Source organism: Streptomyces sp. NPDC023838 (genome assembly GCF_040639555.1).
GTDB lineage: Bacteria > Actinomycetota > Actinomycetes > Streptomycetales > Streptomycetaceae > Streptomyces.
In genome coordinates, this window is record NZ_JBFAAD010000006.1 from 139,759 (window position 1) to 153,524 (window position 13,766).

General features: G+C 72.4%; 12 protein-coding genes. 6 read left to right on the plus strand and 6 right to left on the minus strand.

Going from position 1 to position 13,766, the window contains the following annotated elements:
* Nucleotides 1-276 precede the first annotated feature (276 nt).
* Both AB0G17_RS10005 and AB0G17_RS10010 read left to right on the plus strand, forming a co-directional pair.
* Nucleotides 277-900, plus strand: a complete 624-nt coding sequence (locus tag AB0G17_RS10005) for a histidine phosphatase family protein (RefSeq protein ID WP_361378425.1) — start codon at nucleotides 277-279, stop codon at nucleotides 898-900.
* Nucleotides 901-989: 89 nt separating this feature from the next.
* The gene (locus AB0G17_RS10010) at nucleotides 990-1,805 is read left to right on the plus strand and encodes an SDR family oxidoreductase (protein ID WP_361378428.1); all 816 of its coding nucleotides are present in this window, start codon (nucleotides 990-992) and stop codon (nucleotides 1,803-1,805) included.
* 28 nt (nucleotides 1,806-1,833) lie between these two features.
* Here AB0G17_RS10010 and AB0G17_RS10015 read toward each other — a convergent pair whose 3' ends face one another.
* Nucleotides 1,834-2,307 carry a hypothetical protein gene (locus tag AB0G17_RS10015; protein WP_361378431.1) on the minus strand — a complete coding sequence of 158 codons (474 nt, stop codon included), beginning with the start codon at nucleotides 2,305-2,307 and terminating at the stop codon, nucleotides 1,834-1,836.
* 515 nt (nucleotides 2,308-2,822) lie between these two features.
* On the opposite strand from AB0G17_RS10015, the gene AB0G17_RS10020 reads away from it, so the two are divergent.
* Complete coding sequence (locus tag AB0G17_RS10020; RefSeq protein ID WP_361378434.1) at nucleotides 2,823-3,929, plus strand: substrate-binding domain-containing protein; 1,107 nt, start codon at nucleotides 2,823-2,825, stop codon at nucleotides 3,927-3,929.
* 124 nt (nucleotides 3,930-4,053) lie between these two features.
* Here the strand turns inward: AB0G17_RS10020 and AB0G17_RS10025 are convergent, their stop codons facing one another.
* Nucleotides 4,054-4,641: a hypothetical protein gene (locus AB0G17_RS10025; protein WP_361378437.1), complete on the minus strand. Its 588-nt coding sequence runs from the start codon at nucleotides 4,639-4,641 to the stop codon at nucleotides 4,054-4,056.
* A 376-nt stretch (nucleotides 4,642-5,017) separates the two neighbouring features.
* Here AB0G17_RS10025 and AB0G17_RS10030 point away from each other — a divergent pair, with 376 nt between their 5' ends.
* Together AB0G17_RS10030 and AB0G17_RS10035 are read left to right on the plus strand one after the other, a co-directional pair.
* Nucleotides 5,018-5,554, plus strand: coding sequence for a hypothetical protein (locus tag AB0G17_RS10030; protein ID WP_361378440.1), 537 nt, complete (start codon nucleotides 5,018-5,020; stop codon nucleotides 5,552-5,554).
* A gap of 92 nt (nucleotides 5,555-5,646) precedes the next feature.
* Nucleotides 5,647-6,483 (plus strand): DUF4097 family beta strand repeat-containing protein, encoded by an 837-nt coding sequence (locus AB0G17_RS10035; RefSeq protein ID WP_361378443.1) that lies wholly within the window; start codon nucleotides 5,647-5,649, stop codon nucleotides 6,481-6,483.
* A 46-nt stretch (nucleotides 6,484-6,529) separates the two neighbouring features.
* Here the strand turns inward: AB0G17_RS10035 and AB0G17_RS10040 are convergent, their stop codons facing one another.
* The 4 genes from AB0G17_RS10040 to AB0G17_RS10055 form a co-directional block, all read right to left on the minus strand.
* Complete coding sequence (locus AB0G17_RS10040; protein ID WP_361378446.1) at nucleotides 6,530-6,880, minus strand: VOC family protein; 351 nt, start codon at nucleotides 6,878-6,880, stop codon at nucleotides 6,530-6,532.
* Between the two features lie 191 nt (nucleotides 6,881-7,071).
* A complete protein-coding gene (locus tag AB0G17_RS10045; protein WP_361378449.1) occupies nucleotides 7,072-10,479 on the minus strand; it encodes an AAA family ATPase in 3,408 nt (1,135 codons plus the stop codon).
* A 161-nt stretch (nucleotides 10,480-10,640) separates the two neighbouring features.
* Entirely contained in the window at nucleotides 10,641-11,528 is an 888-nt protein-coding gene (locus AB0G17_RS10050; RefSeq protein WP_361378452.1) for a methyltransferase domain-containing protein, read from the minus strand.
* A 45-nt stretch (nucleotides 11,529-11,573) separates the two neighbouring features.
* On the minus strand, nucleotides 11,574-12,698 hold the full coding sequence (locus tag AB0G17_RS10055) for a DUF5954 family protein (protein WP_361378455.1): 1,125 nt from the start codon (nucleotides 12,696-12,698) through the stop codon (nucleotides 11,574-11,576).
* Between the two features lie 177 nt (nucleotides 12,699-12,875).
* Between AB0G17_RS10055 and AB0G17_RS10060 the strand changes: the two genes are divergently transcribed.
* Complete coding sequence (locus tag AB0G17_RS10060; RefSeq protein WP_361378458.1) at nucleotides 12,876-13,667, plus strand: alpha/beta hydrolase; 792 nt, start codon at nucleotides 12,876-12,878, stop codon at nucleotides 13,665-13,667.
* Nucleotides 13,668-13,766 lie beyond the last annotated feature (99 nt).

Genomic DNA, 13,766 nt, shown 5'->3' on the forward strand with positions numbered 1-13,766 from the left:
GAGGTGGTGAAGGCCAGGAACAGCCGAACCCCTGGCCGAATATCGGCCATCGGCCCGGCGCCAGGGGCATATGCCCCCGGTCTTCGACCAGTCGAGCAGGGGTACGGCAGGCCCGGGCGGGCCCGGCGCAGGTTGGTCCGTTTCCCTGTTGTCACCCGCCCACGGGGGTGGCGGGTGACAACAGGAAAGCGGACCGGAGCAGGGAACCGCACGGCGAGGCACCGACGTCCTTCGGGCATCCGCATGATCACCCGTTGCCCGGGGAGGACCTCACCCATGGCTGGAACCGCTGCCCGCTATCTCTACCTCGCGCGCCATGGCGAGGCTCTGCCGGACGAGAGCGGACTGACGGAGAACGGGCGGCGCCAGGCCGTACTGCTCGGCCGGCGGCTCCGGGACAGCCCGCTCGCGGCGGTGCTGCACAGTCCGCTGGCGCGCGCGGCGGAGACCGCGCGCCTGATCCACGGCGAACTCGACGGCGTCCGCATGGAGGAGTCCGCGCTCGCCGGTGACTACATCCCGTACGTCCCCCGCAAGGAGGAGCTGCCGCCGGAGTGGGCCGACTCGCTGCTCGACCGGCTCGCGCAGTTCCCGCCGGAGATGAGCGAGCTGGGGCGGGAGTTCGCGCCCGCCGCGATGGAACGGTTCGCCCGGCCCGTGGTCGGCGACGAGCCGCGCCACGAGCTGGTCGTCACCCACAACTTCCTCATCGGCTGGCTGGTCCGGGCCGCCCTCGACGGCCCGAACTGGCGCTGGCAGGGCCTCAACCACGCCAACGCGGCACTGACCGTGATCCGGTACGCACCCGACCGCCCCGCCTCCGTCGTCTTCTTCAACGACATGGGCCATCTGCCGACGGAACTCCGCTGGACCGGCTTCCCACCGGAGTTCCGCGTCTGAGCGATCGCGGTGCCCCGGGCACGTCTGCCTATGATCGTTCGAGGTGCTGGTCGAACCGGACCGCACACGACCACGGAGGCTGAACGGGCATGGCTGAGCGACAGGTTGTCATCGTCACCGGAGGCGGTACGGGGATCGGCGCCGCCACCGCCCGGCTGCTGGGCGACGCGGGCCACCAGGTGGTCGTGTCCGGGCGCCGCCCCGAGCCGCTGCGCGAGATCGCCGAGAAGACCGGCGCCCTGGCCCACCCCTGCGACATCGGCGACCCGGACGCGGTCCAGGGCCTGGTGGACGCGACGGTCGCGGCGTACGGCCGGGTGGACGGCGTGGTGCTCAACGCCGGGACCGGGCGCAGCGGGGCCGTGGGCGAGACCTCCGTGGAGGACTGGGAGCTGGTGATGCGCACCAACCTCACCGGCCCGTTCCTGCTGCTGCGCAGCGCGCTGCCGCATCTGGTCGAGGCGCGCGGGTCCGTGGTCGCGGTCGCCTCGGTGTCCGCGCTGCGCAACGGGGTGGCCAACGCCGCGTACGCCACGTCGAAGGCCGCGCTGCTCCAGCTGTGCCGCTCGCTCGCGGTCGACTACGGGCCGAAGGGGCTGCGCGCCAACACGGTGTGCCCGAGCTGGGTGCGTACGGAGATGGCCGACCGGCGCATGGCCCGGTTCGCCGAGGAGGCGGGGCTCGCGGACGTGGACGCCGCGTACGAGACGGCGACCCGGCTGCTGCCCGTCCAGCGCCCGGGCGAGCCGCGTGAAGTCGCCGAAGCCATCGCGTGGTTGCTCTCCCCCGCGGCCTCGTTCGTCAATGGCGCGACGCTCACGGTCGACGGCGGCGTGACGGCGCTGGACCCCGGGACCGTGCCCTTCGGGTTCCATCTGGAGCGCCGCGACGACGCGACCGGCTGACGCGATGCCGGACTGGCCTGACGATCCGTCAGGCCAGTCCGGTGAGGATGCGCATCTGACTGCCGAACCCCTCGGGGACGCTCACGTTGTCCAGCCGCACGCTGTGCCGGTAGCGGGCCGCGCCGAGGCTCACCACACCGACCTTGGTGGGGCCCTCGACGAGCCGTTCGAAGGGGTGCCGCTCGGCTCCGGCGGCGTCGTCGAGCGCCGACCGGCGCGCGGCCGCCTCGCTGTAGTCGTGTTCCTCGTAGTGGTGTTCCTCGTAGTCGTGTTCCTCGGTGAAAAGACAGCTGGCTCTGTTCAGCGGGTCGAGCCCGGCCAGCATGTAGCCGTCGTGCGGCACGATCCGCCCCAGCTCGTCCGAGAGCGCCCGGCCGAGATCCGGCACGGTCACCGCGTCCGCGGCCTCCACCGACAGGGCCCGAAAGATCGCTTCAACTCCCCCGGTCACCCCACGGGCGTAGCCCGTGGGGTGACCGGGGATCGCGGCGATTTCGGTCAATCCATGGCCACCATGGACACACCAAGGGTTCAGACCTCGAACGTCTGGTCCATGCAGGGGCTGACCAGCTGTTGGCTTACTACTTGAGTCACGTACTGAAATAAGAGGGTTCCGCTAAGGTGTAGACCAATTCAGCCCCACCTGAGGGGTGTTACGTTCAATAAATTAACGAACCTCTCGCCGATCTCGCCTGCATGCCGCATTCCTTGAAGTGGCGACTGGCGAACAGACCACGGGGGAGCCCCTCAACCAGCACCACCCACCTGAGCTGCGAGACTACAATTCCCTTCCTCGTCAAATTGACGAACCATCAGCAATTGACCAGCGAAGCAAAAAGTGACTCTAAGCCCGTTTAAGCCCGAATTGCCAGGCAGATAAAGCCCGTCCAGCCCGTATCCGAAAATTCCGTTGTCATCTCGTTAAGGGCTAACTTCTTGACGTCACCCCAAGCGCAGGGTTGGCTTCCAGCCACCTCGGCCGAATTAATGCGGCCATGTCAGGGAGGTTGTTTTTAAGTGAGCACGCGTACCGGCCGTGGAGCGATGACCGTGGGTGTCGTCGCGATGGCCGTCACCCTCGCCGCATGCGGCGGTGGGAGCAAGTCCGGCGACGGGTCCGGCGGAGCCGCCAAGAAGAAGGACCTCAAGATAGGCCTGTTGCTGCCGGAGAAGCAGGCTGCTCGCTACGAGAAGTCGGACAAGCCGCTGATCGAGAAGATGGTCGGCGAGCTGACCAGCGGCAAGGGCCAGGTCGTCTACGCGAACGCGGAGCAGGACGCGGCGCGGCAGAACCAGCAGGTCGACGCCATGATCGCCAAGAAGGTCGACGCGCTCATCATCGACGCCGTGGACTCCAAGGCCATCGGCGGCGCGGTCCAGCGAGCCAAGGACGCGGGCATCCCCGTCGTCGCCTTCGACCGGCTCGCCGAGGGCCCCGTCGACGCGTACGTCTCGTTCGACAACGAGGACGTCGGCCACGTACAGGCCAGGGCCCTGCTGGACACCCTGGGCGACAAGGCCAAGAGCGGCCAGATCGTCATGATGAACGGTGCCCGCACCGACCCGAACGCCGCCCAGTTCAAGAAGGGCGCGCACGCCGAGCTTGACGGCAAGGTGAACATCGGGAAGGAGTACGACACCAAGGAGTGGAAGCCGGAGAACGCCGCCGCGAACATGCGGAGCGCGATCTCGGCCCTCGGCAAGGACAAGATCGTCGGCGTGTACTCCGCCAACGACGGCATGGCCGGCGGCATCATCAGCGCCCTCAAGGCCGCAGGCGTCTCCAAGCTGCCGCCGATCACCGGCCAGGACACCGAACTCGCCGGGGTCCAGCGCATCGTGGCGGGCGAGCAGTACATGAGCGTCTACAAGTCGTACGCGGAGGAGAGCCCGATCGCCGCGCAGATGGCGGTCGCGCTGGCCAAGGGGCAGAGCCTCATCTCCATCGCCAACTCCAAGACCAAGAGCCCGACCCAGAGCGACATCCCCACCGCGCTCGTCCCGGTCGTCGCCGTGATCAAGGAGAACATCCGCTCCACCGTGGTCAGCGACGGCCTCTACACCATCGACGAGATCTGCACGGCCAAGTACAAGGCCGCCTGCAAGTCCGCCGGACTGCAGTAACGGCCACGGCCTCACCGCACAGCACCGCACCGCGGCCTTGCCGTACGACCGTAAAGACCTCTGCCCGGCCCGCATGACGCGGGCCGGGCAGAGGTCTTTGGCTTGGCTGCCCCGCAGGGGGCGCTCAGCCGCCGTACGCCCCCTGGGGCGGGCGGCGCAGCCGGGGCTCCGGGCGCGTCTCGCCGGAGGCGCACGGCTCGAACCCGAAGGGCGCGAGCAGCTCGGCCTGGAAGGACGCGGGGGCGGTGGCGTAGGCGGGCAGGGACGCCTCGTCCACGATGCGCAGGACCGGGTCCAGGACGACTTCGAGGGCCGCCGGGTGGGCGGTCGGGGCGATGCCGACGGCCGCGAGCAGCCAGTGGTCCTCCTCGCCCGGTATCCGTCCGTCGTGGTCGCGCGCGGGCATCAGGGTCGGCCGGAGCCCGTGCAGCCGGAGCAGGGCTCTGTGCTCCTCCTCGTCGATGGAGACACCCGGCGGGATCCACACCGCTGCCGCCTCGGGCGCTCCTGAGCCGGACTCGGCGACCCACACCTTGCCGGTCTCCAGACCGAAGTGCGCGAGGATGAGGCGGAGTTGGGCCTGTGAGGCCGAGACGAGAGCGGCGGTCTCGGGCGGCAGCCCGTGATCGCCGGAGAGCAGGCGGACTATCGCGTTGACATCCTGCAGGGACGCACGCCGAGCGCTGACCCTGTGCGCAAAGGTGAGGGCCATAAGCCGTGCCTTTCGCTGTGGTGCGTGAGGACGACAGTGGCCTCACGCACCTTTGGCTTCTCTTTACCGAGGCTACCCGCCCAAGGGTAAGGGCATCGTATGAATCGGGGACCCCCCAGCCGCCCGGGAATTGTGCGGCGAAGGAGGCGCCCGGGGCGCACGGCGCCACCCTGGCGCCGTCGCTGCCCGCACTGAATCCGTCGGACCTGGCCGGGCCCTCTCCGCCGCGCACCCTCCCCTCCCCCGCTCCGACCTGCGACGACGGGTGTCCGGGGATGCGCGGCGCCACGCTTACGCCATCGATGGCGCCACTTCTGGCGCCATTCACTCCTTCGTGGGACTTGTAGTGGCGCCATGATGGTGCCACTATGGCGTCATGGACCTCACGCCGTATGTGGACAACCTCCGCCACGAGCTCGCGGTCGCCGCCGACGCGGGCGGGGACGAAGCCCGCGCGCTGGCGGAGCGGCTGACCACCCCGCTCGAGTCGGCCGTCCGGCTCACCCTGCTCAACGCGCTCTCCGCGGCCACGGACGAGATCACCCGGGATCTGGCACCGGGCTCCGTCGACGTGCGGCTGCGGGGGCTCGACCCCGAGTTCGTGGTGACCACGCCCCCGGGCCTGGAGGCGTACGAGGAGAGCGAGCCGCGGGAGAGCGCACCGAGCGGGGCGCGGGTGCCCGTGGCTCCGACACCGTCGGACGGGGAGGAGGGCGGCACCGCGCGCATCAACTTCCGCCTCCCCGCCCACCTCAAGACACGCGTCGAGGACGCCGCGGGCCAAGAGGGGCTCTCGGTCAACGCCTGGCTGGTCCGGGCCGTGGCCACCGCCCTGGAGCCCGGCGACGGCGGCCCGGCGCCCACCCGCAGCCGCCACCGGGGCGGCCAGGGCTTCACCGGCTGGGTGCGGTAGGGCCTGTCCGGCAAGCACACCGAACCACTTCACCCTTCACCCGCCGACCGGCGGGATCATCCAGCAGAGCCAAGAGGACGGGACAGACAGCCATGCCACGCTTCGACACGCCCCAACCGATCTCCGTCATCCTCGAATTCGACATCGGCTCGGCCCGGATCAGCGCCGGCGAGCGTACGGACACGGTCGTCGAGGTGCTCCCCCGCGACGGCGCCGCCGAGGCCGACGTGCGGACCGCGCAGCAGACGCAGGTGACCTACTCGGGCGGCAAGCTGGTGGTCAAGGGCCCCAGGAAGCGCTCCCTGTTCAGCCGGAGCGGATCGCTCGACATCAGCATCGAGCTACCGGCCGGATCCGAGCTCCAGGGGACCGCGCCGCTGGGGGACTTCGTCGTCGAGGGCCTGCTCGGGGACTGCGTCCTCAAGTCCTCGGCCGGTGACATCCAGGTCGAGCACGCGGCGGCCGCCCGGCTCAAGACCGCCCACGGCGACATCCGGCTGGGCAGCGCGAGCGGTGACGTCGACGTCGCGGGCGCGGGCCGGGTGGAGATCGGCGAGGTCGGGGGCACCGCCACGGTGAAGAACGTGAACGGCGAGACCACGATCGGCGAAGTCACCGGCGACGTACGGGCGAACGCGTCCAACGGCCGCATCACGCTCGGCGTCGCCCACGCCGGGGTCGACGCCAAGTCCGCCAAGGGCGGCATCCGGGTCGCGGACGTCAGGCGCGGCCAGGTCGTGCTCATGAGCGCCATGGGCGACCTGGAGGTCGGCATCCGCGAGTCGACCGCCGCCTGGCTCGACGTCAACACGCGGATGGGGATGGTTCGCAACTCCCTGGGCACGGCGGACGGCCCCGGCGCGGAGAACCACACGGTCGAGGTGCGCGCGCGGACCGGGCTCGGCGACATCGTGATCCGCCGCGCCTGACGGGCCCGCCCGGTCTCACCCGCTCCTGCGAAGGGGTCCGGGGTCCTCAGAGGCTGTGGGCGACCGGGTGGCGGGGTTCGTAGAAGGCGAGCTCGGCCCCGCTGGGCAGGCGGACCGCCGCGATCCGGCCCCAGGGCTGGTCGCTGACCGGCCGCGTGACCTCGACGCCCCTGGCCGTGAACTCCTCCACCTGGGCGGTGATGTCGTCGCACATCAGATACAGCTCGTGCTTGGGCTCGCCCGTGGTGGGATGGACGGCCAGCTCGGCGGGCGGCAGCCGGAAGATCAGCCAGCCCTGGCCCGCGTCCACCCCGGGAAAGCCGAGTACGTCCCGGATGAAGGCCCGGTCGGCGTCGGCGTCCGTGCTGTAGAAGATGGCGTGCGCGCCACTGAACATGCTGCCCTCGCTTCGTCGTTCTTCCGCACCGGCTTCTCCCCGGCATCCTCGCAGCCGGGCCGCGTGCCCCTCGTCGACACGCGCGACCCCGCCGGAACCTACCGGGTCCGCAGGCGAGGGGAGTCGAGCGCGGCTGGAGCGGGCGGACGCCGCACGGGCCGATGTCGGCGCCCAGGCACGCGCTCGGCGCGTCAGCCGACCGTGGCTCCGAGCGCCGAGAGCGCCTCCAGCTGCCGGGCGCTCAGACCTCGCACCCCGCGCAGATCGAGCCGCTCGTACACACGCGGGGCGTGGAACGTACCGGCGCAGCGGCCGGTGGCGGTGTCCCAGAGGCGTACGTTGCCGTACTGGTCGCCGCTCGCCAGCGTCTCGTCGTCGCAGAAGGCGACCCGCAGGACCCAGCCGTGGTGGCCGGACAGCCGGAACCGGGGCTCCTGCGCCTCCAGGTCCCACACCACGACGACCTCGTCGCCGCCGCCGGTGGCGGCCAGCCGGCCGGACGGGCTGGTCGCCGCGTTCCACACCGGGCCGGAGTGCGGGTTCGCGAAGACCGCCCGGCAGGACAGGTCGGCGGTGTCCCAGAGCCTGACCTCGCCGTTGTACGCCCCGGTCAGGACGCGTTGCAGGGGCTCGCTCACACAGACGCCGGTGACCGGCGAGGTGTGGCCGGTGAAGCGGCCGAGCAGCTGTCCCGACGCGGTGTCCCACCAGCCGACGGTCCGGTCGTAGCTGGCGGTGGCGACGCGGGAGCCGTCCGGGGTGGCCGCGACGCTCCACACCCAGCCGCTGTGCCCGGCCAGTTCGCGCTCCACGCGCCCGCCGTCGGCCATGTCGAGCAGGCTGACGCTGCCGTTCTCGGCGACCACGGCGATCCGGCGGCCGCCGTCCATGGTCTCAAGGGACCAGATCTGCTTGTTCAGGTCGGCCACCACCCGGCCCTGCCACCTGTCGTCCGTGCGCCGCCAAAGCCGGACGGTTCCGTCCTCTCCCCCGCTGACGATCCGGTCGGCGGCGACCACCCGCAACGACCAGACCCGGCCCGCGTGTCCCACGAGCTCGGCCTCCAACTCCGCCGCCGCCCCGCCCCCGTGGCGCCGCCACACCCGAAGGACGCCGTCGGCGCCGCCCGTGACGACCTCCTTCGTCCTGGCGTGCAGGGCGCAGAGCTGGCTGGTGCTGCCGTGCAGCGACCGTACGCACTCGCCGGAGGAGGCGTCCCACAGCCGCAGCGTCTCGTCGTCCCCGCCGGAGGCGAGCAGCCCGTCGCTCCCGGAGAACCCGAGGCTCCACACGCGCTGGGTGTGGCCGAGCAGGGTGCGGCGGACGGCCGAGCCGTCCTGTCCGCTCAGCCAGCTGCAGAGCGTGCCGTCCCCGTACCCGGCGGCGATCCGGGAGCCCTGCGCGGCCACCGCCCAGACCCAGGCGCCGTGGCCCACCTCGACGTCGACCGCGCCGGTCTCCAGGTTCCACACCCGTACGGTGCCGTCGTGGCCACCGCTGATCAGCCGGAGCGGCGCTTCGGTGAAGGCGAGGGAGAGTACCCAGTCGGAGTGCCCGGTGAGGACCGTGTGCGGCTCCAAGGTGCCCGTGTGCCACAGCCGTACGGAGTGCTCCTCGCCCGCCGTCGCGATCAGGTCGCCGTCGGCCGAGCGGGCCAGCGCCCACACCTGGCAGTCGTGGGCGCGGACGCGTGCGCGCTCCCGCCAGGTGCGGGTGGACCAGGCGACGAGGAACCCGTCGTCGCCCACCGAGAGCAGCTGCTCGTGCCCGGCGTCGAAGACCACACCGGTGACCTTGCCCTCGTGTCCCGTACAGCGGGCGATCTCCTGGCCGGTGCGGTGATCCCAGATCCGGATGGTGCCGTCGTCGGCCGCCGAGGCGAGCAGCCGGCCGTCCGGATGGAAGGCGAGCGCCCGAATCCAGTCGACGTGTCCGCGCAGCCGCCCCACCTCGCCCAGGTCACTCACCCGGCTGACCCAGATGTCGCCCGTGGAGCCCCCGAACGCGACGAGCAGGCCGTCCGGACTGAAGGCGATGGAGTGGATGCTGCTCACCGGCGTGTGCAGCCGGCAGCCCACCAGGCGCGCGCCCCGGAAGTCGGCCCCGGCCACCCGGGCGCGGGTGAGGTCGGCGCGGCGCACCGTGCTCCCGGCGAACCGCCAGCCGCCGAGCTCGACGCCCTCGGCGGCGGCCAGGTTGATCAGATTACCCGCGAGGCAGCTGGTCGCCCGCAGGGTGCGGTCGTGCAGCTGGGTGTGCGCGCGGTGGAGCATCACGGCGGGTTCGACGGTGGCGGCGGTGCGGTAGCGGTCGAGGACCGCCTGGAGGAGATAGCGGATCTGGGCGCTCTGGATGTAGTCGGGCGCGTCCGGGCCGAACAGGGCGACGGTGTCGAGCACGCGCGGTTCCCCCGCGAGCAGTTCGGCGCAGCAGCGCTCGACCAGACTGTCCGTCAGATACTCGGAGACCGCGGGCTGGAGCACGAACCGCCCGTCGTCGGTGCGCTCCACCAGGCTGCGCCGGTACAGCGAGGTGACGGCCCCCGACGCCTCGCGCGCCGCGTGCCGGTCGGGGGCGAGGGCCGCGAGCTCGGGAGCGGTCAGCGCCGTGCGCTCGACGGTCAGCCAGTCCAGCAGATGCTGCTCCAGCGGGCTGATCCGCTCCACCTGCGCCTGCACCAGCGCGCCCAGATCGCCCGGGGCCTGCTCGTACGACACGAGGAAGGCGGTGACGTCCCCGCCGTACGTCTCGGCGGCGGCGCTGGCGGCGAGCTGGAGCTTGAGCGGGTTGCCGGAGAGCGAGTGACACAGGCCGCGCAGTTCGTCGGGGCTGCCGTGGAGGTCGTACTGCCCGACGAGGGCCCCGGCCGCCGCTTCGGAGAGCCCGGCCAGGCGCAGCACCTTCACCCGGCCGTCGCGGGTCGCCGTCAGATGGACGTGTTCGGGCATCTCCCGCCCGGTGAGCACGAGCGTGGAGGGCCGGGCGGCCGTCAGGAAGAGGTCCATGAGCTGCCGGTAGCCCTCGAACCCGGCGCGATAGTGCCCGGCGGTGGTGGTGCCGTCGAGGACGGACTCCACGTTGTCGAGGACGAGCAGCACCCGGGCGCGGTCGAGCAGCGCGGCCAGCTGGGCCAGGTCGTCGTCCGCCTGCCCGGTGGCCGCCTGGCGGCCCCGGGAGAGCAGGGTGAGCAGTTGGGCCACGGTGGTCGCGGGCGCGGGTCCGTCCTTGAGGCCGCGCCACACGACGTAGTCGTACGCGCCCGCGCGCCGCTCCGCCACCGTCGCGGCGATCTCCGCGGCCAGCCTGCTCTTGCCGATGCCCGCGGGGCCGAGCAGCCCCACCAGCCGCTGCCGGTCCGCCCCGCCGGTCCACGCCCTGAGCCGCGCCAGCTCCTCCTCGCGGCCGAAGAGTGCCCCGGGCCGGGCCGCGGCCGCCAGGTCCACGGTCACCCCGGAGATGCCCCGGCGCCGACGCCGACGGGGCCGCACCGCGACCCGCCCGGTCTCGCTCCTCGCCCGCCGGAACTGGTAGTACGCGGTCGCCAGCCCCAGCAGCGCGGTGGGCACGGCCACGAGGGTGGTGAAGGCGGTCCCGTCCATACGCGCTCCACTGGGTCGTGACTCCGGGTGACTGACCGGTGACGTCGTCCAGGGTGGCACGCCGGGTGCGGTCGCGAGGTGCGTTTACCGAAGGCGGCGCGCGCGGGGAGCGCACGGATCCTGAGCAGGCGTTACGGCGGCACGTTCTGCGGCAACGCGCGTTACGGCAGCTCCTGTTGAAGCCGAACGCCCGCCGTCCCGACGGGCGGCCTTCGGCCCCGTACCGCCCAGGCGCGGGCGGTGAGGGCGATCGAGCCGTCCGGCCGGGCCGGTACGGCTCGGCCCAGCGCCGTACGGAGCCGGTCACGGGCGGACGGGGCCAGAGCGGCCACATAGCCGGGAGCCGGTCCCTGCCCGCTCAGGAAGGGCTCCCACAGCTCCGCGAAGCCGGGGAACACGGTGTCCACCTCGATCTCCCCGACGGCCACGTCGACGAGGCCCGCGCCCTTCCACAGCTCCCGCAGCGGATCCGGGCCGCACAGCGGGAACCGGCGGCCCTCGTGCAGCGCGGCGGCCGCCGGGTCCAGGGCGACGGCGGCGTCCCAGAAGTGGCGCAGGAGGTGCATCCCCTCCGCGTAGTCCCACACGTACGTCGCCACTGTTCCGCCGGGCCGCACGACCCGTACCGCCTCGGCGAGCGCGGCGCCGGGTTCCGGCAGGAAGTTGAGCACGAGCCCGCTGACCACGACGTCGCAGGAGGCGTCCGGCACCGGCAGCGCCCGGGCGTCCGCCACGGCGAACCGTGCCGAGGCGGTCCCGGGCGCGTGGGCAGCGGTGGACCGGCCCCGCGCCGAGGCCGCGAACCCGGCGGACCGGTCCACGCCGAGCAGCGCGGCCGGTCCACAGTGAGCGGCCACGGTCGCGGTCAGGGCGCCGGTGCCGCAGCCCACGTCCAGCCACCGCAGCCCCTCGGCGCAGCCCAGCCACGTCACGAACCGCTCGGCGACCGCGCGGCTCCAGCGGCCCATGTACCGCTCGTAGGCGGTCCCGGCCGCCCAGACGTCGAAGCGCTCCCGCTCCCCGGTGCGCTCGCCCTGCCCGCCGCTCATCTCTTCACGATCCCCGACACGGCGGGACCGCGCGAGGTACCGCGGTCAGCCGCCCCCGGGGCGGCGTCTGCGTTCCTTCGCGGCCGCCGCGCGCACCATTTCCTCTTCCCACAGGCGGGAGAGCTCCTTGGCCCGGTCGTCGAGCACCACCGGCTCGTCCTCCTCCTTCCACAGGCCCTGTTCCTTGAGCTGGCGCACCTGGACCTCGATGGGGACCTCGGGGTCGTAGTCGGACGGGCGCGGGCCCTCGGGCCCGTCGGGGCCGATCCGGACGAGCCGCTCGACGCGGGTCACCCGGAAGCGGCGGTCGGCGACGCTCAGCGCGTTGCGGCGCTTGTCGTCGAGCCGGTCGGCCGCCTCCGCGTACACCGCGCGGGTGGCCTCGTCCAGCTTGAGCGTGAACGGTGCCATCACCCGCAGCCAGTCCGCCAGGGAGTCCCGGGCGCCCTGGGGCGTCGTGTACGCCGCTCCGGGGTCGTGGGCGCGCCACTTCCCGTCCTCCCGCTCGGAGACCATGAAGACGGCGGGCAGCAGCACCCCGCCGGGGTACCGCTCGGCGGCCCGCCACGCGTCGTCCGTGACCTCGCGGGGCGCACCGGGCGCGGAGCCCACGAAACGCACCAGGTCCAGCTTGAGGATGCTGTCGGCCAGGCCCGTTCCGGTGTACGGGTCGATCACGAAGCCCTTGGTGCGGGAGGGCACCCGGTGCGACTCGCCCACCTCGCCCGGGTCCGGGTCGGAGGGGCGCGGCGGCTCCGGCCCGCTGGGCCCCATCCGGATGAAGCGCGAGGCCCGTACGATCCGGAACCGCTCCCCCAGGACGCGCACCTCGTCGACGACCTCCCGGTCCATGCGCGCGGCCGCCGCCAGCCACTTGCGCCGCGCCCTGTCGTCCCCGGCGTCCGAGGCGTCCTTCGCCAGGCCCCGGAAGCGGCAGCCCAGCCCGTCCCGGGCGCCCTGCGGCGCGTCGTTGCTGTGCTCGGGCAGCTCCCAGCCGCCCGTCTCGCACTCCCTGGCGTGGAAGAACTCCGGAACGCCCACCCCCAGGATCTCCGGGTACCGCTGCCGGGCCTGCCACGCCTCCTGCTCGGCGAACGCGGCGATCGGACCTTCCTGGGGCGTCACACGGAACGTCAGGAAGGCCGGCACCTTGTCCTCGTAACCGTTCATGTACCGACTGTGCCCGACCCGGGGGCGGCGGCGGGTGGCAAAGCGTGAAATCAACTCATTGTGGGTGACCGGTAGTTGAGTGGTGGAAGCCGGTGGAAGGCCGCCCGATCGTGCGGGCCGCGGAGAGCGGCGTACGGTGGAATCAAGGCCGGGCCGTCACGCCGTGGGCAGGTGGACATGAGTGGTGCGTGGGCGAGCTGGGAGCGTCGCGAGAACGAGGTGGCGGGGGGTGCTGGGAGTGCGCTGCTGCTGCCGGGCGGGATGTGCCGGGCGCGGCAGTACGACGACCTGATGGCCGAGCCCGCGCTGGCCGGGGTGCGGCTGGTGGCGGTGACGCTGCCGGGGCACGGCGGTACGCCCGCGCCCCACGACACCAGCGTCGAGAACTACGCCCGGCTCGCGGCCGAGTGCGCCGCCGAGCTCGGGTGCGATGTGGTGGTGGGGCACAGCATCGGAGCCAACATCGCGCTGGAGATGGCGGGATCGGGTGCGTTCGCGGGACCGGTGGTCCTGCTCGCGCCCTGCTTCTCGCGCGAGGACGAAGCGGTGTTCCTGCGGGCGCTGGACCGGCTCGCGGGCGTGCTCGGGCACCTGCCGTACAGCGCGATGCTGAAGCTGGTCGGCGGCATGGCCAAACAGAGCCCGCTGCCCCCCGACCGCATCGCCTCGCTCATCGCGGACCTGCGCCGCAACGACCCGCGCGCGATGCGCCGCGCGATCCACGACTACCTGCGGTACCTGGACCGCCACGGCACGGTGGCACCACGGCTGTGCCAGACGGGGGTGCCCGCCTGGGTGGTGCACGGCGAGAGCGGGGACGGCGGGATGACCGACGCCGAGCGGCGCACCCTGAAGGCGTGCCCGCAGGTCACCGTGGTCACCATTCCCGGCCCCAGCTTCTTCACGCCGAACGAGGAACCCGCCCTCGTGGCGGAGCTCGTCGTGGAGGCGCTGGCGAAGTCCCGCTGAGGAGTGCGCCCGCGCGTAGAGGTCCGGGCGTGAAAATCCCGTACGGCCGCGTCCGCCACGTCCCGCAGGCCACTCGCGTCACTCAGCGTCACAATGGAA

Bases quoted from the DNA above. Each gene is read 5' to 3' on its own strand.
- AB0G17_RS10005 (WP_361378425.1), top strand. From the start codon at position 277: ATGGCTGGAACCGCTGCCCGCTATCTCTACCTCGCGCGCCATGGCGAG.
- AB0G17_RS10010 (WP_361378428.1), top strand. From the start codon at position 990: ATGGCTGAGCGACAGGTTGTCATCGTCACCGGAGGCGGTACGGGGATC.
- AB0G17_RS10025 (WP_361378437.1), bottom strand. From the start codon at position 4,641: ATGGCCCTCACCTTTGCGCACAGGGTCAGCGCTCGGCGTGCGTCCCTG.
- AB0G17_RS10030 (WP_361378440.1), top strand. From the start codon at position 5,018: ATGGACCTCACGCCGTATGTGGACAACCTCCGCCACGAGCTCGCGGTC.
- AB0G17_RS10035 (WP_361378443.1), top strand. From the start codon at position 5,647: ATGCCACGCTTCGACACGCCCCAACCGATCTCCGTCATCCTCGAATTC.
- AB0G17_RS10040 (WP_361378446.1), bottom strand. From the start codon at position 6,880: ATGTTCAGTGGCGCGCACGCCATCTTCTACAGCACGGACGCCGACGCC.
- AB0G17_RS10045 (WP_361378449.1), bottom strand. From the start codon at position 10,479: ATGGACGGGACCGCCTTCACCACCCTCGTGGCCGTGCCCACCGCGCTG.
- AB0G17_RS10050 (WP_361378452.1), bottom strand. From the start codon at position 11,528: ATGAGCGGCGGGCAGGGCGAGCGCACCGGGGAGCGGGAGCGCTTCGAC.
- AB0G17_RS10055 (WP_361378455.1), bottom strand. From the start codon at position 12,698: ATGAACGGTTACGAGGACAAGGTGCCGGCCTTCCTGACGTTCCGTGTG.
- AB0G17_RS10060 (WP_361378458.1), top strand. From the start codon at position 12,876: ATGAGTGGTGCGTGGGCGAGCTGGGAGCGTCGCGAGAACGAGGTGGCG.